21 protein-coding genes are annotated in these 20,814 nt (G+C 74.3%); 9 read left to right on the top strand and 12 right to left on the bottom strand.

The annotated features are described in order from the left end of the window. The first annotated feature begins 307 nt into the window (after positions 1-307). Positions 308-856, top strand: coding sequence for a DoxX family membrane protein (locus AB0D29_RS37580; protein ID WP_362860339.1), 549 nt, complete (start codon positions 308-310; stop codon positions 854-856). Here AB0D29_RS37580 and AB0D29_RS37585 read toward each other — a convergent pair. Together AB0D29_RS37585 and AB0D29_RS37590 are read right to left on the bottom strand one after the other, a co-directional pair. Beyond that, the gene (locus tag AB0D29_RS37585; RefSeq protein WP_362860340.1) at positions 831-1,478 is read right to left on the bottom strand and encodes a DUF4291 domain-containing protein; all 648 of its coding nucleotides are present in this window, start codon (positions 1,476-1,478) and stop codon (positions 831-833) included. The genes AB0D29_RS37580 and AB0D29_RS37585 overlap by 26 nt on opposite strands. Positions 1,479-1,806: 328 nt before the next feature. Beyond that, a complete protein-coding gene (locus AB0D29_RS37590; protein ID WP_362860341.1) occupies positions 1,807-4,290 on the bottom strand; it encodes a helicase C-terminal domain-containing protein in 2,484 nt (827 codons plus the stop codon). An 86-nt stretch (positions 4,291-4,376) separates the two neighbouring features. Here AB0D29_RS37590 and AB0D29_RS37595 point away from each other — a divergent pair, with 86 nt between their 5' ends. Then, a complete protein-coding gene (locus AB0D29_RS37595) occupies positions 4,377-5,387 on the top strand; it encodes a hypothetical protein (RefSeq protein WP_362860342.1) in 1,011 nt (336 codons plus the stop codon). A 264-nt stretch (positions 5,388-5,651) separates the two neighbouring features. Here AB0D29_RS37595 and AB0D29_RS37600 read toward each other — a convergent pair whose 3' ends face one another. The 3 genes from AB0D29_RS37600 to AB0D29_RS37610 are packed head-to-tail and all read right to left on the bottom strand — an operon-like array spanning position 5,652 to position 8,562. Further along, on the bottom strand, positions 5,652-6,494 hold the full coding sequence (locus AB0D29_RS37600; protein ID WP_362860355.1) for an ABC transporter ATP-binding protein: 843 nt from the start codon (positions 6,492-6,494) through the stop codon (positions 5,652-5,654). A 5-nt stretch (positions 6,495-6,499) separates the two neighbouring features. After that, a complete protein-coding gene (locus AB0D29_RS37605) occupies positions 6,500-7,543 on the bottom strand; it encodes an iron ABC transporter permease (RefSeq protein ID WP_362860343.1) in 1,044 nt (347 codons plus the stop codon). Then, entirely contained in the window at positions 7,540-8,562 is a 1,023-nt protein-coding gene (locus AB0D29_RS37610; RefSeq protein ID WP_362860344.1) for an iron ABC transporter permease, read from the bottom strand. The genes AB0D29_RS37605 and AB0D29_RS37610 overlap by 4 nt, the downstream gene beginning before the upstream one ends. A 93-nt stretch (positions 8,563-8,655) precedes the next feature. Here AB0D29_RS37610 and AB0D29_RS37615 point away from each other — a divergent pair, with 93 nt between their 5' ends. Further along, positions 8,656-9,282 (top strand): HAD family hydrolase, encoded by a 627-nt coding sequence (locus AB0D29_RS37615; RefSeq protein WP_362860345.1) that lies wholly within the window; start codon positions 8,656-8,658, stop codon positions 9,280-9,282. 6 nt (positions 9,283-9,288) lie between these two features. Here the strand turns inward: AB0D29_RS37615 and AB0D29_RS37620 are convergent, their stop codons facing one another. After that, positions 9,289-9,540: a hypothetical protein gene (locus AB0D29_RS37620; RefSeq protein WP_030706674.1), complete on the bottom strand. Its 252-nt coding sequence runs from the start codon at positions 9,538-9,540 to the stop codon at positions 9,289-9,291. Positions 9,541-9,719: 179 nt separating this feature from the next. Here AB0D29_RS37620 and AB0D29_RS37625 point away from each other — a divergent pair, with 179 nt between their 5' ends. Next, on the top strand, positions 9,720-10,103 hold the full coding sequence (locus AB0D29_RS37625) for a cold-shock protein (RefSeq protein WP_030012939.1): 384 nt from the start codon (positions 9,720-9,722) through the stop codon (positions 10,101-10,103). A 67-nt stretch (positions 10,104-10,170) separates the two neighbouring features. On the opposite strand, the gene AB0D29_RS37630 is transcribed toward AB0D29_RS37625, so the two are convergent. The 4 genes from AB0D29_RS37630 to AB0D29_RS37645 all read right to left on the bottom strand — a co-directional run bounded on the left by AB0D29_RS37630 (position 10,171) and on the right by AB0D29_RS37645 (position 13,799). Next, positions 10,171-11,022 carry a 1,4-dihydroxy-6-naphthoate synthase gene (locus tag AB0D29_RS37630; protein WP_362860346.1) on the bottom strand — a complete coding sequence of 284 codons (852 nt, stop codon included), beginning with the start codon at positions 11,020-11,022 and terminating at the stop codon, positions 10,171-10,173. Then, on the bottom strand, positions 11,009-11,734 hold the full coding sequence (locus AB0D29_RS37635; RefSeq protein ID WP_362860347.1) for a futalosine hydrolase: 726 nt from the start codon (positions 11,732-11,734) through the stop codon (positions 11,009-11,011). The genes AB0D29_RS37630 and AB0D29_RS37635 overlap by 14 nt, the downstream gene beginning before the upstream one ends. A 13-nt stretch (positions 11,735-11,747) precedes the next feature. Beyond that, the gene (locus AB0D29_RS37640) at positions 11,748-12,242 is read right to left on the bottom strand and encodes a DUF2771 domain-containing protein (protein WP_362815000.1); all 495 of its coding nucleotides are present in this window, start codon (positions 12,240-12,242) and stop codon (positions 11,748-11,750) included. A gap of 189 nt (positions 12,243-12,431) precedes the next feature. Further along, positions 12,432-13,799 (bottom strand): MFS transporter, encoded by a 1,368-nt coding sequence (locus AB0D29_RS37645; RefSeq protein ID WP_362860348.1) that lies wholly within the window; start codon positions 13,797-13,799, stop codon positions 12,432-12,434. A 327-nt stretch (positions 13,800-14,126) separates the two neighbouring features. Between AB0D29_RS37645 and AB0D29_RS37650 the strand changes: the two genes are divergently transcribed. The 3 genes from AB0D29_RS37650 (at position 14,127) to AB0D29_RS37660 (ending at position 16,928) form a co-directional block, all read left to right on the top strand. Further along, entirely contained in the window at positions 14,127-15,050 is a 924-nt protein-coding gene (locus tag AB0D29_RS37650; protein ID WP_362860349.1) for a DUF3027 domain-containing protein, read from the top strand. A gap of 81 nt (positions 15,051-15,131) precedes the next feature. After that, positions 15,132-15,335, top strand: coding sequence for a hypothetical protein (locus AB0D29_RS37655; RefSeq protein WP_037805440.1), 204 nt, complete (start codon positions 15,132-15,134; stop codon positions 15,333-15,335). Between the two features lie 138 nt (positions 15,336-15,473). Next, entirely contained in the window at positions 15,474-16,928 is a 1,455-nt protein-coding gene (locus AB0D29_RS37660) for an SPFH domain-containing protein (protein WP_362860350.1), read from the top strand. A 212-nt stretch (positions 16,929-17,140) separates the two neighbouring features. On the opposite strand, the gene AB0D29_RS37665 is transcribed toward AB0D29_RS37660, so the two are convergent. Continuing rightward, positions 17,141-18,172 carry a WD40 repeat domain-containing protein gene (locus tag AB0D29_RS37665; protein ID WP_362860351.1) on the bottom strand — a complete coding sequence of 344 codons (1,032 nt, stop codon included), beginning with the start codon at positions 18,170-18,172 and terminating at the stop codon, positions 17,141-17,143. A 76-nt stretch (positions 18,173-18,248) separates the two neighbouring features. On the opposite strand from AB0D29_RS37665, the gene AB0D29_RS37670 reads away from it, so the two are divergent. Both AB0D29_RS37670 and AB0D29_RS37675 read left to right on the top strand, forming a co-directional pair. After that, positions 18,249-18,935, top strand: coding sequence for a GDSL-type esterase/lipase family protein (locus AB0D29_RS37670; protein WP_362860352.1), 687 nt, complete (start codon positions 18,249-18,251; stop codon positions 18,933-18,935). Between the two features lie 59 nt (positions 18,936-18,994). After that, positions 18,995-19,984: an aldo/keto reductase gene (locus AB0D29_RS37675; RefSeq protein WP_362860353.1), complete on the top strand. Its 990-nt coding sequence runs from the start codon at positions 18,995-18,997 to the stop codon at positions 19,982-19,984. 136 nt (positions 19,985-20,120) lie between these two features. On the opposite strand, the gene thpR is transcribed toward AB0D29_RS37675, so the two are convergent. Continuing rightward, positions 20,121-20,693, bottom strand: coding sequence for an RNA 2',3'-cyclic phosphodiesterase (gene thpR / locus AB0D29_RS37680; protein ID WP_362860354.1), 573 nt, complete (start codon positions 20,691-20,693; stop codon positions 20,121-20,123). Positions 20,694-20,814: the final 121 nt, after the last annotated feature.

Genomic DNA, 20,814 nt, shown 5'->3' on the forward strand with positions numbered 1-20,814 from the left:
CGAACGCAAGGTGCCCAGACGCTCCGACCCCCCGACACGTTCGGCGCCCGAGGAGACACCCCGGCGCGCGCCCGGCCCCGTCACAACCGGCCCCCACGCACCCGGCCCGAGCGGCGCAGCCAACCGGCGCCCGGCCCCGCCACAACCGGCCCCACCCCTGCCGAACCGCCGGAGGCAACCGGCCCAGGTGAGCCGGGACTGCGGCCGAACGGGTCGTCGACGGGCGTCGACGACGTTGCGGCCGGGTCATCACGGAACGGCGTCATACGGTGGCCGTCGCTCACAGGCGACGTAAGAACGGACGCTCATGACGCACGATCGACGGGACCAGGCGCTCTTCCGAGCCGCCTCGGCCCCCGCCACCGTCAACACCGCCACCCACGACATCGGCCTGCTCCTGCTCCGGCTCGTCGTCGGCCTCAGCATGGTCGGCCACGGCACCATGAAGCTCTTCGGCTGGTTCGGCGGCCCGGGCCTCGACGCGACCGGCAAGGGCTTCACCATGGCCGGCTATCCCGCCGGGGACGCCATGGCCGTCATCGCCGGCCTGTCCGAGACCCTGGGCGGCCTCGGGCTCGCCCTCGGCCTGCTCACCCCGCTCGCCGGCGCCGCCCTGACCGGCGTCTTCATCAACGTCCTCGACGTCCGGGGCCTGAGCGCCTACTTCCCGCCCAAGGGCGTGGAACTCGAAGTGCTGCTGTTCGCCGGGGTCGTCGCCCTCACCCTCACCGGGCCGGGCCGTTTCTCCGCCGACCACTACCTCCCGGTGCTGCGCGAGTCGCGGCCCCGCTACTCCTGGTTCGCCCTGCTGCTGGGCGTCGTCGTGGGATTCATCGTCCTGCTCGTCCGGGACTGACGGCGTCTCCCGTATCTCCCGTATCTCCCGCACCGAGGTGCGCCAGCGGGCCCGCCGGGTAGGGGGTCTCCGCGGGGAGCAGCGCGCGTGCCGCCTCGGCTTCGCCCGACCGCAGCAGGCCGTGGATCCGCCGGGCCAGCGGGGTCACGTCGCGGATGGACACCGTCCACTCGTCGGCGTACGCGCGCGAGGCCGGCCCGGACAGGCCCAGCTGGAGCGAGCGGTACGGCAGCGGGTTCAGGTGCAGGTCGCGCTCCGGGTCCCACTGGACCCGGGCGGGCGCCCCGCGCAGGGACTCCTGCCAGGCGGCCCGGTCCGCGTGCACGCCCGGCACGTAGTGGGAGAGGCAGGCCTCGCGCAGGGCCCGGTCGAAGCCCTCACGGGTGATCTCGACGGCCAGCACGGTCTCCTGGTCGACCTTGGTGCCCCAGCCGCAGCGGTACATCATCCACAGGAACGAGGGCTTGATCCACGTCATCCGCTCCCGCTTCCAGGCGGGCGGGAAGCGGCCGTCGCGGGCCGCCGGGTCCCCTAGGCGGGGGGCGTAGGCCTGGTAGACGGTGAGGGTGGTGTCGGTGTGCGCGGCGCGGATCTGGCGGGTGGGGGTGGGTGGGGCTGACATGGCCCCAGCGTGCGGGATGGCCTGGCGGCCGGCCAGCTGTTTTCCGTGCGGGCCGCGCCGTTTGCGGGTGCCGCGCCTCCCCCAGACTCCGCCCGGGGGGAACCCCAGGGGGCTCCGCCCCCAGACCCCCGCGCCTCAAACTCCCCCAGCTACCGCTGGGAGGTGCCCCCAGGCGGGGCTGGGGTGGGTGCGGCGCGGTGAAAGATCGGGGCTCCGCCCCGGACCCCGCGCCTCAAACGCCGGCGGGGCTGGATTGGTGCGGCCGGCGCTGGATTGGTGCGGCTCGTACGCCGCGGGGGCTCGGCCGGCAAGAGCCGGTAGAGGCGACCTAGACCTGGTCCTCCGCCAGTTCGGCTACGCCCGTGATGCGGTGGAGGGCGTAGGTGCGGACCTCGTCGGCCGTGTGGTCGTAGCCCGTGACGAAGCCGCCTTCGACGCGGACCGGGGCGATGACGCGTTGGCTGGCGGCGCCGTCCGCGTTCACGTAGCCGATCCACACCGCCGAGCCGGTCAGGGCCGCCGCCTGGACGGTCGCCAGGGTTTCCGCCGCGCTCGTGCGCGGGAGTTCGCCCGGTGCGCCGGTGGACGGCGCGGGCTCCTTGCGGACCGCCGTCGCCGCCAGGTCGCCCGCACGGATGGCCCGTACGGCCGCCGCCAGCAGCGTCGCGTCCGGCACCGGCGGACCGTCCGGCACCGGTACGGGCGCCGTGCGGGCCGGTGCGCGGTGGGCGTCGGCCCGCGCCACCAGCACGTCGCCGGTCAGGGACTCCGCGGCCGGCGCGTATCCCATCGCCCGCAATCCCTCCAGCAACACGGTCGGTTCGGCCTGCGCGGCCAGCACCGTGGGGGCCAGGCGGCGCAGGCCCAGCCCGGCCGAGCGCTTGTCGGCCAGGATCTCGCCCAGCATCGCGTCGTCGTCGCAGCGGACGTAGGAGGAGGCCGCGCCGACCCGCAGGTGGCCGTGGCGGCGGGCCACGTCGTCGATGAGGTAGGCGAGGGGCTGCGGGACCGGGGTGCGGCTGTGTTCCTTGAGGAAGGCGTGCAGGTCGGCGGCGGCATGGCCGGCGTCCAGGGCCCGGCGCACCGAACCGGGCGTGAAGCGGTACACGGTCGCCCCGCCCTTGGACTCCACGTCCGCCAGCACCGCCAGCGTGTCCCCGAGCGGCCGGCGCAGCGGGCCGGGGGCCACCGCCGTCAGGTCGGCCTGGAGCAGGACGTGGTCCACCGGCTCGGGAAGCAGGGGGGCCAGCAGCGGCGCCGGGTCCTCGTGCGCGAGCAGGGCCCGGCCGGGCCCGGACAGGGCGCCCCGGCCGGTCACGCCGAGGACCTCCGCCTCGGTCAGCGCCCAGCGTGCGAGGCGGGTCCGCAGATCGCTCGTACCGCGTACGGGACGCTCCCACGCGAGCCGGTCCAGCACGGCCTCCGCGTCGGGGGACCCGCCCTCGGGCAGGGCGGCGAGGAGTTCCAGGACGCGCCGGCGCACCTCGGGGGCGGCGGAGCGGTCGAGGTCGGGTCCGAGCGCCGACAGCGTGCGCCCCTTGGCGTCCTGCTCGCCGATCAGACCGGACGTGCGGGTGGCCGGCAGCCAGGCCTCCACCAGCGCCGACCACCGTTCCTCGGGCGGCAGTTCGCACCAGTCGTCGAAGGCGGGCGTGGGCGCGTACCGCTCGTCCGCCTCCCCGTCACTGGCCAGCAGCCCGGCCGCGTAGGCCAGTTCGATCCAGAAGGCCGCCGACGGCTCGCTCGTGTCCAGGGTGGCCGCGGCCCGCTTCAGGTCCCGTACCGCGAGCCCGCCCGCCCGCAGCACCAGCGGAGCGGCGTGCTCCCAGGACTTCACCAGCTCCTCGACGGTGGACAGCGCGGCCAGCGCCTGCCCGGCGGCGTTCGCGTCCACAAGCTGTGGACGGTGCTCGCGGTGCGCGGCCACCGGCGGGGCCACCGGCGCGGTGTCCCGGTGCGCGAGGCCGCCGCGCAGGTGGAGCGCCACCTCGCGGGGCAGTACGACGGTCCGCGCCGTCGTGGGCAGCAGCAGCCCGCGGTCGCGCAGCCAGCGCACCGGCGCGGTCGGATTCGGGGTCACCTCCCCGTACGGCGGCCCCCACACGAGCCGCCCCAGCACCTGGTGCGCCTCCGCCGGAGCCTCGTCCAGCAGCGCGGACATCCGCTCCGGGTCGGTGAACAGCCCGGTCAGCGCCGAGACCGCGGACACCGGGTCGTGCGTCGCGGGCAGCCCGGCCGCCGCCACGATCTCCTGGATCCGGGTCGGCGACATGCCGGAGGTGGCCTCGGCGACCGTGGGCCCGAGACCGGTCGGGGAGGGCCGCTGGGCGGAAGGCGCGAGCAGCTCCCGGGCGGTGCGCACCAGGCGCAGCCGGTCGTCGTCGCCCCACACCAGGGCCTGGTCGCGCAGGGTGCCCAGGGCGCGGGGGAGCGCGGCGCGGGCGCCGTTGTCCTCACCGGTGGTGCCCTCCTCGCCGGTCAGCAGCGACTCCAGCACCGGGTACGGGCACGGGTCCGGGGCCACGGCGAGCGCCTCGGCGGTCTGCAGCGTGAAGCGGTCCAGTCGCTCCAGTGCCCGCACCACCGAGGCCCGGGTCCCGGCGCGGGTGGCCAGCTGCGTCACGTCGCCGGGCACCGGACCGAGCAGGTCCGGGCGGGCGTGCAGCAGGGTGGAGAGCGCCGCGTCGTCGCGGGCGCGCAGCGCCTCGGCGAGGGAGCGCGGGGCTCCGCTTCCGCCGGATCCCCCAGCAGTGCTTGCCTCGGGCACAGTCGCCTCCTGGTCGCGTCGGCCGGTCAGTCGGCCGGTCCCCATCCGGCCAACGGTATCCGCTGTGCCCGCGACGGCTCCACGGGCGCACGCGCTACCTTTCGGGTGGGCGGTACGGGAGGAGCCGGGGCATGGGGATCGAAAGCGACCATCTGGTCTACGAATATCTGAGCCGCGTCGGGGACTTGGCCCAGCAGCGGCAGCTTTCCTCCGGCGACCGGATGCGCCTGGTGGCGGGGTTGCGGGACGAGATCGACCGTCGGCGCGCCAAGTACGAACCGGAGACCCCGGCGGCCGTACGGCGCATCCTGGAACGGATCGGCACGCCCGAGGAGGTCCTGGACACCCACGGCTCCCGGCCGGGCTCCGCGACCCCCGCGCCACGGTTCGGCGCGGCTTCCGGCCCGGGCGCGTCGGTTCCGGTCCAGCGGGCCCCCGGCCGCCTCCGCCGCCCGGGCGCGCCCGCGCCGAAGCCGGCCGCGGAGCCCCGGAACGTGCCGCCGCACCTGGCCGGGCTCGACGAGCTGGGCCCGTCCGGCGGGGCCGAGCCCGAGTGGTGGCGGATGTCCCCCGCCGCGTACGGCTCGGGCCCGCAGGTCGACGGCTTCGCGGGCGGCATCGAGATCCCGGACCTGTTCGAGGACGAGGAGCGGGAGGAGGCCGGGAAGGAGGCGCAGGATCCGCCCGCGCCCCCGCCTTCGGGTGCGGCTGGCCTCGTACGGTTCCTGCGCGAGCGGCGGCGGGCCGGGAAGTCGGCCGCGGTCGGCGCCGCCGGTGAGGCGGAGGGGGCGGGCGCGGCCCCGGCCCGGCCGCGCCCGAACGCGTTCCTGCTGCTGGCCGCGGCCGTGCTCGTCGTCGGCGTGGCCACCGGGTACTGGCTGCTGCTGATCATCGGCTGGCTCCTGCCGTACGCCTCGCGCGTGTTGCGGCCGGCCGAGCGGAAGTGGGCCGTCTTCGGGCCGCCCGGCGTGGTCCTCGCGGGGGCGGGGGTGTGGCTGTGGGGCCGGATGAACGGCAAGTGGGGCGAGACGCTGGCCGACGAGCAGGTGAGCGGGGCCGTGCAGGGTATGTGGCCGTGGTTGTTGCGGGGCGCCGCCGTCGCCTCCGTGATCTACCTGGTGTGGCGGGCCCGCCGTCGCTAGGCGGGTGCCGCGGCGGGTCTGCCCGCGAGCCCCGCGCCTCAAGCGCCGGCGGGGCTGAAAGGACCGGGGCTCCGCCCCAGGCCCCGCGCCTCAAGCGCCGGCGGGGCTGAAAGGACCGGGGCTCCGCCCCGGACCCCGCGCCTCAAACGCCGGCGGGGCTGAAAAGAGCGGGGCTCCGCCCCGGACCCCGCGCCTCAAACGCCGGCGAGGCTGAGTGGTGCCAGTGGGGCTGAGTTGTGCCGGCGGGGCTGACCGGTGTGGTGGTCAGGCTTCGGCGGCCGGCCAGGGGGCGCCCGGGATCACCAGTGGCGAGCCCGTCACCGGGTCCGGGATGACGAGCGAGGAGAGGCCGAAGACCTCCTCGACCAGTTCGGCGGTGACCACAGACGACGGCGGCCCCTCGGCCACCACGCGGCCCGCCTTCATCGCGACCAGGTGGTCCGCGTAGCGCGCCGCCTGGTTCAGGTCGTGGAGGACGGCCACCACCGTGCGGCCGCGCTCCCGGTTGAGGCGGCGGATCAGGTCCAGGACCTCCACCTGGTGGGCGATGTCGAGGAAGGTCGTCGGCTCGTCCAGGAGCAGCAGGTCGGTGTCCTGGGCGAGGGCCATGGCGATCCACACGCGTTGGCGCTGGCCGCCCGACAGGGCGTCCACGGGGCGGTCGGCCAGGTCGGCCACCGAGGTGCGGGCCATCGCCTCCGTCACCGCCCGCTCGTCCGCCTCCGACCACTGCTGCCACCAGTGCTGGTGGGGCTGGCGGCCGCGCGCGACCAGGTCGCCGACCGTGATCGCCTCCGGGGCCGCCGGGGACTGCGGGAGCAGCCCGATGGTCTGCGCGACCTGCCGGGTGGGCAGCGAGGACAGGGCGGCCCCGTCCAGCAGCACCGCGCCCGAGCGGGGCTTCAGCAGCCGGCCGAGCGCCCGCAGGGTCGTCGACTTGCCGCAGGCGTTCGGGCCGACGATGACGGTCACCTTGCCGTCCGGGACGGCCAGGTCGAGGCCGGAGACGACGACGCGGTCCTCGTACGCGAGCGTCAGCCCGTCCGCGGAGAGACGGCTCGCGGGGACTCGGCCTGCGGGGACTCGGCTCGTCGAGAGACGGCTCATCGGGGTCATGCCTTGCCTCCAGTGCGGCCGCGGACGATCAGCCAGATCAGGTACGGGGCTCCGACGGCGGCCGTCAGCACGCCCACCGGGAGTTCGGTCGGCGACAGCAGCCGCCGGGCCAGGAGATCGCCGAACACCACGATCAGCGCGCCGGTCAGCGCCGAACACAGCAGCGGGATCTGCGCGGTGCGCGTCGTCCGCCGTGCGATCTGCGGCGCGAGCAGCGCCACGAAGTCCACCGGCCCGGCCGCGCCCGTGGCCACCGAGGCCAGCACCACGCCCAGGACGATGAGCCCGAGCCGGACCCGTCCCAGCCGCACCCCGAGCGCCGTCGCCGTGTCGTCGTCGAGCGAGACGGTGCGCTGTGCCCGCGCCGCCCACAGCACCGCCGGCAGCAGGCCCAGCAGCACCCAGGCCAGCGGGGCGCCGACGTCCCAGCCCCGCCCGTTCAGGGAGCCCGTCATCCAGATCTTCGCCTGCTGGGCGACCAGGTAGTCGCCCTTGGTCATCAGCAGGGTCGTCACCGACCGCAGGGCGATGGCGCATCCGATGCCGATGAGCACGAACCGGCCCGCGTGCAGACCGCCCCGCCAGGCGAAGACGTACACGAGCCCGGCCGCGACGAGGCCGCCGAGGACCGAGAGGTACGGGAGCACGGCGTACGAGGTGACGCCGAAGGTCAGCGCCGCCACCGTGACGGCGCTCGCGCCCTGGCTGACTCCGATGACGTCGGGGGAGGCCAGCGGATTGCGGGCCACGGTCTGGATCAGCGCGCCGGCCACCCCGAACGCCAGGCCCACCAGCAGCCCGACCGTCATCCGGGGCAGCCGCAGGGTGGCGACGACCAGCTCGTCCGGGGACGGCCGCCCGAGCAGCACCCGCACCACCTCGCCGGGGGAGACGTACGACTCGCCGACCGACAGGTAGACGACGCACACCGCCGCCAGCAGCGCGGCGAGGCCCACGGCCACGGCCGCCGCCCGCCGGTGCAGCAGGAACGAGGCCCGGCCCGCGCGCACCCGGGCGTATCCGAAGGGCACGGCGCTCACGCGGCGACCGCCTTGCGGCGCACCAGCACGACCAGGAACGGCACCCCGATCAGGGCCGTCATCACCCCGGCGGGGACCTCGCCCGGCGGTACGACGACCCGGCCGACCACGTCCGTGACGAGCAGCATCACCGGCCCGATGAGCGCCGCCATCGGCAGCACCCAGCGGTGGTCGCCGCCGACGACGGCCCGCGCGATGTGCGGGACCGCGAGCCCGACGAAGGCGATCGGCCCGACCGCCGCGACCCCGGCGCCGGTCAGCACGGTGGCCCCGAGCCCGCCCACGATCCGTACGGCGGCCACGTTCTGCCCGAGCCCCTTGGCCACGTCCTCGCCGAGCGCCAGCGCGTCCAGGCCGCGCGCCACGCAGAGCACGAGCACGGCGCCGGCCAGCAGGAACGGCCAGGTCCGCCGCACCACTTCGGCGTTCTGCTCCCCGGCCACCGAGCCGACCTGCCAGAAGCGGAACTCGTCCAGCGCCGACGCCCGCGTCGTCAGCACGGCCGTGGTGACCGACACCAGCAGCGCGTTGATCGCGGCCCCGCCCAGCGCCAGCTTCACCGGGGTCGCGCCGCCGCGCCCGCGCGAGGCGACGGCGTACACGGCGACGGAGGCGACCGCGGCCCCGGCGAAGGCGAACCACACGTACCCGGTCAGCGTGTGCACCCCCGCGAAGGCGATGGCGCAGACGACCGCGACCCCGGCGCCCTGGCTGATGCCGAGGATGCCGGGGTCGGCGATGGGGTTGCGGGTGATGCCCTGGAGCGCGGTCCCGGCGAGGGCGAGGGCCGCGCCGACCATCAGGGCGATCAGTGTGCGCGGGACGCGCAGGGTGCGTACGACCTCGGCGTCGGGGCCGCTCGCCCCGTGGAACAGCGCGTCCCAGACCTCGGCCGGCGGGACCGGGCGGGCGCCGACGGTGAGGGAGAGCACCACCGCGCATATGAGTGCGGCGAGCGCTGCTGCCGTCCACCCGGTGCGACGGGTCGTCAGGGCGCGTCGGAGGGCGGGCGCAGACATGTCACCTATTTCACGAATTGGTAAGGCGACCCTAAGTGTACGTTCCCCCGTTGTAGGTCCGGTGTCGACCTCCTGTCACCCCGCCTCGGCACAATGGCCTGTATGAACCTCACCGTCGGCTTCGACCTCGACATGACCCTCATCGACTCCCGCCCCGGCATCCGGGTCGCCTACCAGGCCCTGTCGGCCGAGACGGGTACGTTCATCGACGCCGACGAGGCGGTCACGCGCCTGGGCCCGCCGCTGGAAGAGGAGCTCGCGCACTGGTTCCCGGAGGCCGAGATCCCGGCCATGGCCGACCGCTACCGCGAGATCTACCCCGCGTACGCCATCGAGCCGACCCCGGCGATGCCGGGCGCCCGCGAGGCGATCGAGGCCGTCCAGGCGCTCGGCGGCCGCGCGATCGTCGTCACGGCCAAGCACGAGCCCAACGCCCGGCTGCACCTGGCGCACCTCGGCATCGAGCCGGACGCGGTCATCGGCTGGCTCTGGGCGGAGGCCAAGGCCGGCGCGCTGCGCGAGTACGGCGCACAGGTCTACGTCGGCGACCACGTCGGCGACGTGCGCGGGGCCCGTTCGGCCGGCGCGCTGTCCGTGGCGGTGCCCACCGGCCCGTGCCCGGAGCCCGAACTGCGCGCGGCGGGCGCCGACGTGGTGCTGCCCGACCTCACCGCGCTGCCGCAGTGGCTCGCGCAGTACGTCGCCGCGCAGCCCGTGTAGTCCCGCCTACGCCTGCGAGGCCCGGGCAGCCTTCCGCTGCGCCGCGGCCGAGCGGAGCACGCCCGCCGCGGAGATGGCGAAGCCGACGCCCATGAGCATGCACACCGCCCACGCGTACGGCGGGAACGGATCGACGTCGAGGAACAGCGGGGCCATCGTGGCCAGCGTGGCCACGGCCCCGGCGATGAACACGATGCCGCCGGCCTTGACCAGCCCGTCGCCGGGCCGCGCTTCGTCGCAATGAGGAGTAACAGTCACCCCACCAGGGTAGTTCCCTGGCCGAAGGCAGCCGACGGCGAAGGACCGGGGAACGTCTTGTCACCCGGCCCCCGACCATTAGCCTTGAGGTGGCGGGTCACACATGGCCCGCTGCGCTGTTGTCCGGAGCCGTTCCACGGCCCTCCGGACCCCGACGAGCACAAGGACAGAGGACGGACGTGCCTACCGGCAAGGTCAAGTGGTTCAACAGTGAGAAGGGCTTCGGCTTTCTCTCCCGCGACGACGGCGGAGACGTCTTCGTCCACTCGTCGGTGCTCCCTGCCGGGGTCGATGCCCTCAAGCCCGGCCAGCGCGTCGAATTCGGTGTCGTCGCGGGACAGCGCGGTGACCAGGCACTTTCGGTGACGGTACTGGACCCGGCGCCGTCCGTCGCGGCGGCGCAGCGCCGCAAGCCCGACGAGCTCGCCTCGATCGTGCAGGACCTCACGACCCTGCTGGAGAACATCACCCCGATGCTGGAGCGCGGCCGCTACCCCGACAAGGTGCACGGCACGAAGATCGCCGGACTGCTGCGCGCGGTCGCCGACCAGCTGGACGTCTGATCCCCGTACGCACACCTGCGCCCCGCCGCTCCTTCGAGTGGCGGGGCGCAGTCGTGCGTACGGGCCCCTACGGGAAGGCCAGGGCGTCGGGCGCGATGGCCGGTACGAGGCCCTCCGCGGCCGCCCGGGTCAGCAGCCCGCGCACCGCCGCGTAGCCCGAATCGCCGAGATCGGCGGTGAACTCGTTGACGTAGAGCCCGATGTGCTGGTCGGCGACGGCCGGGTCCAGCTCCTGCGCGTGCGCGCGTACGTACGGGCGGGAGGCCTCCGGGTCGTCCCAGGCCATCCGGACCGACGCCCGGGCCGACTCGGCCAGCGCGCGCAGCCGCTGCGCACCCAGCGTGCGCTTCGCGATGATCGCGCCGAGCGGGATCGGCAGACCGGTCGTGGACTCCCAGTGCTCGCCCATGTCGGCCAGACAGTGCAGTCCGTAGTCCTGATAGGTGAACCGGGCCTCGTGGATGACCAGTCCGGCGTCCACCCGGCCGTCGCGCACCGCCGGCATGATCTCGTGGAACGGGAGCACGACCACCTTGCCGACGCCCTCGGGCAGGACGTCCGCCGCCCACAGCCGGAACAGCAGGTAGGCGGTGGAGCGTTCGCTCGGCACCGCGACGGTCTTCCCCGCCAGGTCCAGGCCCGGCTCCCGGGTCAGGACCAACGGGCCGCAGCCGCGCCCGAGCGCACCGCCGCACGGCAGCAGCGCGTACTCCTCCAGCACCCAGGGCAGCACGGCGTACGACACCTTCAGCACGTCCAGCTCGCCGCGCTCGGCCATGCCGTTGGTGAGGTCGATGTCCGCGAAGGTGACGTCGAGGGCGGGCGCGCCCGGGACCCGGCCGTGCGCCCAGGCGTCGAAGACGAACGTGTCGTTCGGGCAGGGCGAGTAGGCGATCTTCAGCGGTTCACCGGTGCTCATGGCGTTCTCCCCAGTTCGCGAGTACGGGACCCAGCACGCGGAAGCCGGCGGTCAGCGCACCGAGCGCGTCCCCGATCCGCCAGGCGGCACGGTCGCGCGGGCCCACGGCGTTGGACACGGCGCGGATCTCCAGGACGGGCAGCCCGTGCGCGGCCGCCGCCTCCGCGACCCCGAAGCCCTCCATGGCCTCGGCCCCGGCCATCGGGTGCCGGGCGGCGAGCCCGGCGGCCCGGGCGGCGGTCCCGGTGACGGTGGAGACGGTCAGCACGGGCGCGAGCAGCGCCCCGGTCGCCTCGGCGGCGCGCGCGGCGAGCTCGGTGGGCGGCAGGTGCACGCTGTGCCCGAAGCCCAGCGCGCTCACGTCGAGAAAACCCTCGGGGGTCTCGGCGCCCAGGTCGGCGGCGACGATCGCGTCCGCGACCACCAGCGAGCCGAGCGGGGCGGCGGGTTCGAACCCGCCGCCGATGCCGGCGGAGACGACGAGCTCGTAGTCGGCGAGGGCCAGGGCGGTGGCGGTACCGGCGGCGGCCGCCGCCGGCCCGACGCCCCCGACGAGCACGTCGAAGGCGATGCCCGGAAGGTCCCGGCGGGTGATGAGGTACCCGCCGGGCAGCGTGCGCGGCTCAGGACCGGGAGAGTCCGGATGAGGGGTCAGACCGGTGGTGACGGAGTCGGCCTCCGCCACCACCGCGGTCACGACGAGCGCGCGCACCGGTGCCGCCCGGTTACTTGAGCTTGAGGTTGAAGGACCAGACGGCCAGCGGCTTGCCGTCCTCACCGATCTGCAGGAACGCCAGCTTCTTCGAGGCGGGGGCCTCGCCCTGGCCGCCGGTCGCGAAGACGTCGGCGCCCGGGAAGCTGCGGTACGTGTTCGAGGAGGGCTCGGTGATCGGCTGGCCGTCGAGCACCGCCGACCAGCGCTTGCCGTCCTCGACGACCTCCGGCTCGACCCCGAGGCGCAGGGTGTCGCCGCGGGCGTACTCGATGGTCTTGGGGTCCTTGAGGTTGGTCAGGCACTCCTGGACCTCGTCCATGGAGAGCGGCTCCTTGCCGCCGTGGCAGGAGGCTTCGGTGGACACCGACGAGGTGCCGACCGTCACGGTCGCCAGCGGTGTCGGCTTTTCCTCCCCGCAGGCGGAGAGGAGGAGGAGGCCGGCGGACACGGCTCCGAGGGCCGCGACGCTGCGGCGGGCCCTACCCGAGAAAAGCGGTGCGGTCATGAGCCGAAGGCTATCGGGCCCCTGGGCTGCGCCGCTGCATGGGGTGCCCGTGGCCTGCGGCGCGGCGCTGGACCCGGGTGCGGCTCTCGTGCCGGGGCTCCGCCCCGGACCCCGTACGTGCGCTCCGCGCCCGTGCCCTCAAACGCCGGGCGGGCTGAAATTCCCAGCCGCCCCGGCAACGGCGCCGCACTAAGCCACGCGGGGGCGGGAGGCACTCGGGTGGCGGGGGGCGGAGGCCACGCCGCGGAGGGCCATCGTCGTGCCGAAGGCGACGATGGCCGCGGCGACGGACATGCCGAGTACGCCGTTCAGCGGCAGGGCGATGCCGATCGCGCCGCCCAGCACCCACGCCACTTGGAGCAGCGTCTCCGAACGGGCGAACGCCGACGTGCGCACCGCCTCCGGGACGTCCCGCTGGATCATCGCGTCCAGCGACAGCTTCGCCAGCGCCTGGCAGAAGCCCGCCGTCGCGCCCAGGACGGCCATGAACAGCCCGCTGAAGAAGACCGCCGCCAGCACCGCGACCCCGAGCGTCAGGCACAGCACCGACGCGATGATGGCCTCCGGCGCACGGGCCCGCAGCCACGCGCCCACCGCCGTCCCGCAGGCGTTGCCCACGCCCGCCGACACGCCCACGATGCCCAGCGACACCGCCGCGCTCTGCCCCGCCAGCGGATGCTCGCGCAGCAGGAACGCCAGGAAGAAGATCAGGAACCCGGACAGCGCGCGCATCGAGGCGTTCGCCAGCAGCCCGCACAGCACCGAGCGGCTGATCGTCCGCAGCCCCGGCCGCTTCGAGTGCGCCTCGTGCGTGGACAGCCGTGCCCGGCGCTCGCCCTTCGCCTCGTCCACCCGGTGCGGCAGCGTGAACGCCGCGACGGTCCCCCACACGAAGACGGCACAGGCCCCGTACAGCGGCCACTGCGGCCCGATCGTGTTCAGTGCGGCGCCCACCGGCGCCGCCACGCCCGTGGCCAGCAGCCCGGCCAGGGTGACCCGAGAGTTCGCCTTGACGAGTGAGAATTTCGGCGGCAGCAGTCTCGGCACCACCGCGCTGCGCACGACCCCGTACGACTTGGACGCGACCAGCACGCCCAGTGCCGCCGGGTACAGCTGGATCCCCCCGGTCTCCACGGCGCCCGACATGATCAGCGCCAGCAGCGCCCGGGCCAGCATCGCGGTCGCCATCGACGCCCGGCGGCCGTGCGGCAGCCGGTCCAGGAGCGGCCCGATCACCGGGGCCAGCAGGATGAAGGGGGCCATCGTGATCGCCAGGTACAGGGCCACCCGGCCGCGCGCCTCGTCCGTGGGGACGGAGAAGAACACCGTCGTGGCCAGCGCCACCGTGATCAGCATGTCGCCGGCGCCGTTGATGGCGTGCAGCTCGATCAGCTTGCCGAGGCCCGATTCCCCCGCCCCGTGCGCGTGCGTGGCGCGCCGGATCCCCCGTGCCGTACCCGTGAACGGAAGGTGCAGGGCACGCCCGACAGCCCGGCCGGCCCGCTTGGCCGGTCCCGAGCCGTCGTCGGACGACCGTGCGGGTGCCACACTCGACATAGTGCCCCACGGGGCCCCCGTGGGCGCCTCCCGGCGCGTCGCGGAGCCGGAGGCTTGTCCGCGAATCGGACCTTGCATGTGTGCCCGAGGCTTAAGAGGAGGTAGCGTGCGTAGCGCGCCACCGGCGGTTGCTCCTGGCCGCGCGCCTCTTCGTGATCCCGCAGAATGGGTCGCAGTGAGGTGCGCCCGGAGTCCGATCGGGTGCGGACGTCGACGCGGCCCTCTGGTCCGCTCCGCCCGCGCCACGTACGGACAGCACCGACGGGTCGTTGTGGACGACAGTACGGACGGCGCACACGTGAGACGGCGTAGGAGAGAACGAGACCAGTGAGTGCTGCGACGACGCGAAGCCGTACCCCGCGTACCCCCGACCGCCTGTGCGTCGAGGCGGTAGAACTCGCCCGCGCGGCGGCCGAGGAGGCCGCCTTCCCCGGAGTGGTGGGCGCACACGTCTCCGCCGTGGCGGAGGGCGACCGCGTCGTCACCCACTTCTTCGAGTCCAAGGAACCGGGCTACCGGGGCTGGCGCTGGGCCGTCACCGTGACCCGCGCCTCCCGCGCGAAGAACGTCACGCTCGACGAAACGGTGCTGCTGCCCGGCGACGACGCCCTGCTGGCCCCCGAGTGGGTGCCGTGGAGCGAGCGGCTGCGCCCCGGCGACATGGGCCCCGGCGACCTGCTGCCCACCGACGCCGAGGACCTGCGCCTGGAGCCGGGCTGGTCGGGCGAGGACGCCCCGCCGCCGAACTCGGTGGTCTCCACCGAAATGGCCGAACTGGTCGAGGCCGAGGACGCCGACGTCACCGACCGCGCGGTGGTCCCCGTACGGGGCTCCATCACCTCGGTCGCCGAGGAACTGGGCATGCGCCGGGCGCGCGTGCTGTCGCGGTACGGGCTGCACAGCGCGGCCGACCGCTGGGACGAGGGCTTCGGCGCCAAGACCCCGATGGCGCAGGCCGCGCCCGCGTCCTGTGTCTCCTGCGGCTTCCTCGTCGCGATCGGCGGCTCGCTCGGCCAGGCCTTCGGTGTCTGCGCGAACGAGTTCAGCCCGGCCGACGGCCGCCTGGTGTCGCTGTCCTACGGCTGCGGCGGCCACTCGGAGGCCGCGGTCATGCCGACGCCCCTGCGGCCCGCTCCGCCGGTGCTCGACTCGATGGCCTCGGACGAGTTCACCCTGCGGCCGGACGCGTCCGAGGACACCGGCTCGGTCCCGGTCTCCGACCTCCCGGCCGCGGACCTCGGCCACTCGTAAGGGCGCACCGCCGCGGGCGGGTCGCCGCGCAGCCCGGCGGCGTACCCTCGCCCCATGGGGGACACGGACGCGTACACGGACATGGTGGGAATGACCGGCCGGGTGACCGGGACGGTCGGGCCGGGCCTCGTGGGCGAGGTGATCGTACGGATCCGGGGCGGGGCGGAGCACTTCCTCGCCCACCCGGTCCACGGCACCGGCCGGCTGGCCGTCGGCACGGTGGTGACGGTGGTCGAATACCAGCCCCCGCGCACGGTGTACGTGATGGCGGCCTACGACAACTGAGGCACCGCCCATCGGCGTGCGACCTGTGCGTATCAAGATGGGTACAAGAACGCGCCCCCGTCTTCACGCCGGGTCGAGGCAGGCGCAGACTCGCCCTCATCGGTGCCGAACGGCACTGGAACAAAGGGGGCGTTGCCGATGGCTATCGGCGTCGTGGCGGGAATCGTTCTCGCCGCAATCGTGGCCGCGATAGGCCTGTTCAAGCTCATGTGGCGGGTGGCCGAGCCCAACGAGGCACTCGTCATCTCCGGTTCCACGCACAAGACCGAGGGCGTCGGTCAGGGCATGGGCTTCCGGATCGTCACCGGGCGCGGAACGCTCGTCCTGCCGGGGGTGCAGGCGGTGCGCAAACTGTCCCTGGACCTCAACGAGACCCAGCTGTCCGTGGACTGCGTCACCCACCAGGGCATCCCGCTCCGCGTCAAGGGCGTGGTCATCTTCAAGGTCGGCGACGACCTGGTGTCGATCGCCAACGCGGCCCGCCGCTTCCTGGACCAGCAGAAGATGATGCCCGAGCGGGTGCACATCGTCTTCGCGGGCCATCTGCGCTCCATCGTGGGCGGGTTGACGGTCGAGGACATGATCCGGGACCGCGAGAAGCTGACGGGCCAGACCCGGATGGCCTGCGGCACCGAGATGGAGAAGCTCGGCCTGATCGTCGACTCGCTCCAGATCCACGAGATCGAGGACCCGACCGGCTACATCAAGAACCTGGCGATGCCGCACGCCGCCGCCGTGCAGCGGGACGCGCGGATCGCCCAGGCCGAGGCGAACCGGCTGGCCACGGAGGCCGAACAGGCCGCCTTCGCCCGGATGGCCGAGGCGACGCGCGACAGCGAGATCCTGCAGGCCGGCTACCAGGCCGAACGCGACAAGGCGGCGGCGACGGCCCGTCAGGCGGGCCCGCTGTCCGAGGCGGCCGCACGGCAGGAGGTCGTCGTCCAGGAGACCCGGGTCGCGGAGCTGGAGGCGCACCGGCGCGAGCAGCAGCTCCAGGCGGACGTGCGCAAGCCCGCGGACGCGGCGGCGTACGAGACGCGGACCCGGGCGGAGGCCGAGCGCGACGCGCGGATCTCGGCGGCGCAGGCGAAGGCGAAGGAGACGGAGCTCGCGGCGGCCGCGGAGGCCACGCGGGTGACGACGGCGGCGACCGCCGACGCGACGGCCACGGAGGCGCGCGGTCTGGCGTCGGCGAAGGCGACGCGGGCGACGGGTGAGGCCGAGGCGGCGGCGACGCAGGCGCGGGGCCTCGCGGAGGCCGAGTCGGCGAAGGCGCGCGGTCTGGCCGAGGCGGAAGCGATCAAGGCGCGGGCCGCCGCGCTGGCGGAGAACCAGGAGGCGGTGGTCGCGCAGCAGCTGGCCGAGAACTGGCCGGCGATCGTGGAAGCCGGCGCGGGCGCCTTCGGGAACGTGGAGCACATGGTGCTGCTGAACGGGGCCGAGGGCATGTCGGAGATGTTCGCCAAGGCCCTGACGATGGGCGGCACGGGCCTGGGCGTGGCCCGCCAACTCCTGGCCTCGATGGGCCAGGCCCCTGCGGGTGGCTCCGCCGCTCCCGCGGTCAACGGCCGCGTCCCCATCCGGGAGGAGTGACCCGCACGGTTAAGCCCCTCCGGCGTTTGAGGAGGGGGGGTCCCCCCGGACGGAGTCTGGGGGAGGGTCTGGGGCGGAGCCCCAGCAGCGGCGCGGGCGCCGAAGTACTCGGTCGGGTGCGGCGCCGCCGCCGGGGGCGCTGCCCCCGGACCCCCGCGCCTCAAACGCCGGCGAGGCTGGATGCGCCCGGCGGCGGCCAAGAAGCGCGGGGTTCAGTCTCGGGCGCGGCGCCGCAGGAGGCGCTTGGCGGCGAAGACGACGGCCAGGCCGACCGCCAGGACCACGGCTCCCTTGCCGAAGCCCCCCGTCGGCTCGGACGACGGCGCGGCCCCCGACGGGGAGCCCGGCTTCGGCGGCGCGGCCGAGCCGCCCGCGGACGGGGCCGCGCCCACCGGGACGGCGATGACGCGGCTGCCCTCCCCCTCCGCGCCGAACATCAGCGTCGAGCCGTCCGGCGCGTACGTCACCGACTCCGCCTGCCCCTGCCACGGCGCGTCCACCCGCTCGCCCTCGCCCTCCGGCCTGCCGTCCTTCCACGGGTAGGTGCGCGCCCAGAAGTAGCCCCGCAGGGTCAGCCGGTTGCCGTCGGGGGAGAACGCCCCGTCCGTCACCCACGGCACGTCGGCGACCCGCCGGAACACGTTCGACCCGTCCGCCGAAAGCTCCGCGGGACCCTCGTACAGCCCGCCCTTGCTCTCGTCCTTGCTCGCGATGTAGACCCGCCCCGTCACCGGATGCACCATCAGCGCCTCCGCGTTGCGCGCCCCGTCGGCGTACCGCACCGTGAACTGCGCGGCCTTGACCGTGACGTCACCCAGTTGCTTCGGCTCCGGGAAGCGGTAGATCCACACGTGGTCCCAGGTGCCGTTCCGGTTGTCGCCGATGTCGCCGACGTAGAGCTGCCCGTCCGGCCCCAGCGAGATCGCCTCGACGTCGCGCGGCTTGCCGATCCCCGTCAGGGTCACGCGGGCCACCGTCCGGCCCGTGGCGGAGTCCACCGCGTAGACGTACGGGCCGTCGTCGCTGTCGTTGTGCGTCCAGTACACGCCCGGGTGGATCCGGCTGGCCGCTAGCCCGCTGGACTCCTTGATCCGCGGATCGGAGATGGTGAACGAGGAGGATCCGGGGGCTTCCGCAGCGAAGGCCGCGCCCGGCAGCACGGCGAGGGCGGCGGCGAGGGCCGCGGCGGCGACGGCAGTGGCAACGGCGGTGCCGGCGGCGGCGGACGGCAGGGGCATGCGCATGCCCCCAGCCTGCCAGTACGTGCCCCGTGTCCGGCGTCACAGAGGTTTCTGTCGCGCGATCCGCGATGATGACCGGATGCGTTTCATGTTCGTCGGCGACTCCATGACCATCGGACGCGCCGGCGATTTCACCTGGCGCTACCGCATGTGGCAGCACCTCGACTCGACCCTCGGCGGCCCCTACCGGATCGTCGGCCCGCGCAGCGAGCTGTACGAGGGCTCCGACGCGTACGCCGACCCGGACTTCCCCGCGCACGCCCGCCGCCACCTGGCCGGTTGGGGCGAGGGCTGGCAGCACATGGCCCCCCTCATCGGCCCCGCCGCCGGCGCCGCCCGGGCCGATGTCCTGCTCGTCTCGCTCGGCCTGATCGACCTCGGCTTCTACACCGACGCCGAGCAGACCGCCGCCAACGTCCGCCGCTTCATAGCCGGGGCCCGCGCCGCCCGTCCCGGCGTCCGCATGGTGCTGCTGCCCGTCATCCCGAACAGCCGGGCCGAGGAGGACGCGCCGTTCGCGGCCGAGGTCGCCCGTTTCAACGAGCTCCTCGCGAAGGCGGTGGCCGATCTGACGACCGCCGCCTCGCCGGTCCTGCTGGCCGCGCGCCCGGACGCGTACGACATCCACCACGACACCTACGACGGCACCCACCCCAACGCCTCCGGCGAGCACCGGCTGGCGGGGGAGTTCGCGGCGGTCCTGCACCAGGCGTGGGGGATCGGCGGCCCGTACGCGCCCGACCGGGTGCAGACCGGCACGCTGTAACACCCCTTTCACGAGAGGGTCTTGCTTCGAGCGCACTCCAAGCAGTTGGCTAGTGCCCCATGAAGTACACACAGCTCGGACGTACCGGCCTCAAGGTCAGCCGACTTGTACTCGGCACCATGAACTTCGGCCCCCAGACCGGTGAGCCCGAAAGCCACTCGATCATGGACTCCGCCCTCGACGCGGGGATCAACTTCTTCGACACCGCCAACGTCTACGGCTGGGGCGAGAACAAGGGCCGCACCGAGGAGATCCTCGGCACCTGGTTCGCCCAGGGCGGCCGGCGCCGCGAGAAGACGGTGCTCGCCACCAAGGTCTACGGCAGCATGGCGCCCGAGGGCGAGACCTGGCCCAACTACGACCGCCTGTCGGCGCTCAACATCCGACGGGCCGTCGACGCCAGCCTCAAGCGGCTCCAGACGGACTACATCGACGTGTACCAGTTCCACCACGTGGACCGGCGGACCCCCTTCGAGGAGATCTGGCAGGCCGTCGAGGTCCTGATCCAGCAGGGCAAGATCCTCTACGCGGGCTCCTCGAACTTCCCCGGCTGGAAGATCGCCCAGGCCAACGAGACCGCGGCGCGCATCGGACGGCTCGGGCTGGTGAGCGAGCAGTGCCTCTACAACCTCGCCGAGCGGCGCGCGGAGATGGAGGTCATTCCGGCCGCCGAGGCGTACGGGCTCGGGGTCATCCCCTGGTCCCCGCTCCACGGCGGCCTGCTGGGCGGGGTCATCAAGAAGGAGGTGCAGGGCGGCCGCCGCGCCTCCGGCCGCTCGGCCGACGCGCTCGCCAACAGCTCCGTACGCGCGCAGGTGCAGGCGTACGAGGACCTGCTGGACAAGCACGGCCTGGAGCCGGGCGAGGTCGGGCTGGCGTGGCTGCTGACGCGTCCCGGGGTCACCGGGCCGATCGTCGGGCCGCGCACGCAGGAGCAGCTCGACTCGGCGCTGCGGGCGGTGGAGCTGGAGCTCTCGGACGAGGTCCTGGCGGCCCTGGACGAGATCTTCCCCGGCCCCGGAGCGTCGCCGGAGGCCTTCGCCTGGTAGCTACTGCCCGACGGCTGCCGCCACGGCCACGACGACGAACATCAGCACGAGCACACCGGCCATCACACGGTTTCTGGTCTTGGGATCCACCCGTCGAGCCTAACGCGGGCCGCGGATGATCCCGTACGCGGTACGGTCAACCGCGCAGGGGCCAGGACCCGACCGTCTCGTAGCGGGGCTGCTCGCCCGGAACCCCGCTGACGGGGAGGTTGCTGCGGACGAGGCTGAGCGTGTCGACCTGCCAGGGCGTGCCCTCGAAGTCCGCGAGGGCGTCCAGGTACGGGCGCAGGGGCGTGGCGGGGCCGTGGCCGTGCCCGTGGCCGTGGCTGCGGGCCAGGGTGAGGTGCGGGGTGTACCGGCGGTGCTGCTCCATCGGCACCCCGGCCCGCCGGGCGGCGGCGTCGGCCCGCTCCGCGAGCATCCGCAGGGCGGGCAGCTCCCCGGCCGCGCCGACCCACAGCGCACGGTCCCCGAAGTGCCCGCAGCCGTGCAGGCGCAGCGCGAAGGGGGCGGTGCGGTGGGCTGCGCGGTCGAGGCGGGCGTGCAGGTCGGGGAGCACGTCGTCGCGTACCTCGCCCATGAAGGCGAGGGTGAAGTGCCACCCCGCTCGCGCGGTCCACGTCAGCCGGTCATCGTGGACTCCGTCCACGGCGGCGGCGAGCTCACTGACTGCCCCTGCGGGCGGCAGAACGGCGGCGAACAGTCTCATGCGCCGAGCGTACGGCCGCAGCACCGCCGCCGGGGGCCAGCCCCCGGACCCCCGGTCCTCAAACGCCGGACGGGCTGAAAGATCGCCTCAAACGCCGGCGGGGCTGGGATTTGCGCGGAGC

The sequence above is a fragment of the Streptomyces sp. NPDC048424 genome (genome assembly GCF_040651555.1).
In the GTDB taxonomy this organism is placed as follows: domain Bacteria; phylum Actinomycetota; class Actinomycetes; order Streptomycetales; family Streptomycetaceae; genus Streptomyces.

What these genes read in the sequence shown, in the direction of transcription:
- AB0D29_RS37580 (WP_362860339.1), top strand. Translation starts at nt 308, where the DNA reads ATGACGCACGATCGACGGGACCAGGCGCTCTTCCGAGCCGCCTCGGCC.
- AB0D29_RS37585 (WP_362860340.1), bottom strand. Translation starts at nt 1,478, where the DNA reads ATGTCAGCCCCACCCACCCCCACCCGCCAGATCCGCGCCGCGCACACC.
- AB0D29_RS37590 (WP_362860341.1), bottom strand. Translation starts at nt 4,290, where the DNA reads ATGGGGACCGGCCGACTGACCGGCCGACGCGACCAGGAGGCGACTGTG.
- AB0D29_RS37595 (WP_362860342.1), top strand. Translation starts at nt 4,377, where the DNA reads ATGGGGATCGAAAGCGACCATCTGGTCTACGAATATCTGAGCCGCGTC.
- AB0D29_RS37600 (WP_362860355.1), bottom strand. Translation starts at nt 6,494, where the DNA reads ATGAGCCGTCTCTCGACGAGCCGAGTCCCCGCAGGCCGAGTCCCCGCG.
- AB0D29_RS37610 (WP_362860344.1), bottom strand. Translation starts at nt 8,562, where the DNA reads ATGTCTGCGCCCGCCCTCCGACGCGCCCTGACGACCCGTCGCACCGGG.
- AB0D29_RS37615 (WP_362860345.1), top strand. Translation starts at nt 8,656, where the DNA reads ATGGCCTGTATGAACCTCACCGTCGGCTTCGACCTCGACATGACCCTC.
- AB0D29_RS37630 (WP_362860346.1), bottom strand. Translation starts at nt 11,022, where the DNA reads ATGAGCACCGGTGAACCGCTGAAGATCGCCTACTCGCCCTGCCCGAAC.
- AB0D29_RS37640 (WP_362815000.1), bottom strand. Translation starts at nt 12,242, where the DNA reads ATGACCGCACCGCTTTTCTCGGGTAGGGCCCGCCGCAGCGTCGCGGCC.
- AB0D29_RS37645 (WP_362860348.1), bottom strand. Translation starts at nt 13,799, where the DNA reads ATGTCGAGTGTGGCACCCGCACGGTCGTCCGACGACGGCTCGGGACCG.
- AB0D29_RS37655 (WP_037805440.1), top strand. Translation starts at nt 15,132, where the DNA reads ATGGTGGGAATGACCGGCCGGGTGACCGGGACGGTCGGGCCGGGCCTC.
- AB0D29_RS37660 (WP_362860350.1), top strand. Translation starts at nt 15,474, where the DNA reads ATGGCTATCGGCGTCGTGGCGGGAATCGTTCTCGCCGCAATCGTGGCC.
- AB0D29_RS37665 (WP_362860351.1), bottom strand. Translation starts at nt 18,172, where the DNA reads ATGCGCATGCCCCTGCCGTCCGCCGCCGCCGGCACCGCCGTTGCCACT.
- AB0D29_RS37670 (WP_362860352.1), top strand. Translation starts at nt 18,249, where the DNA reads ATGCGTTTCATGTTCGTCGGCGACTCCATGACCATCGGACGCGCCGGC.
- AB0D29_RS37675 (WP_362860353.1), top strand. Translation starts at nt 18,995, where the DNA reads ATGAAGTACACACAGCTCGGACGTACCGGCCTCAAGGTCAGCCGACTT.
- thpR (WP_362860354.1), bottom strand. Translation starts at nt 20,693, where the DNA reads ATGAGACTGTTCGCCGCCGTTCTGCCGCCCGCAGGGGCAGTCAGTGAG.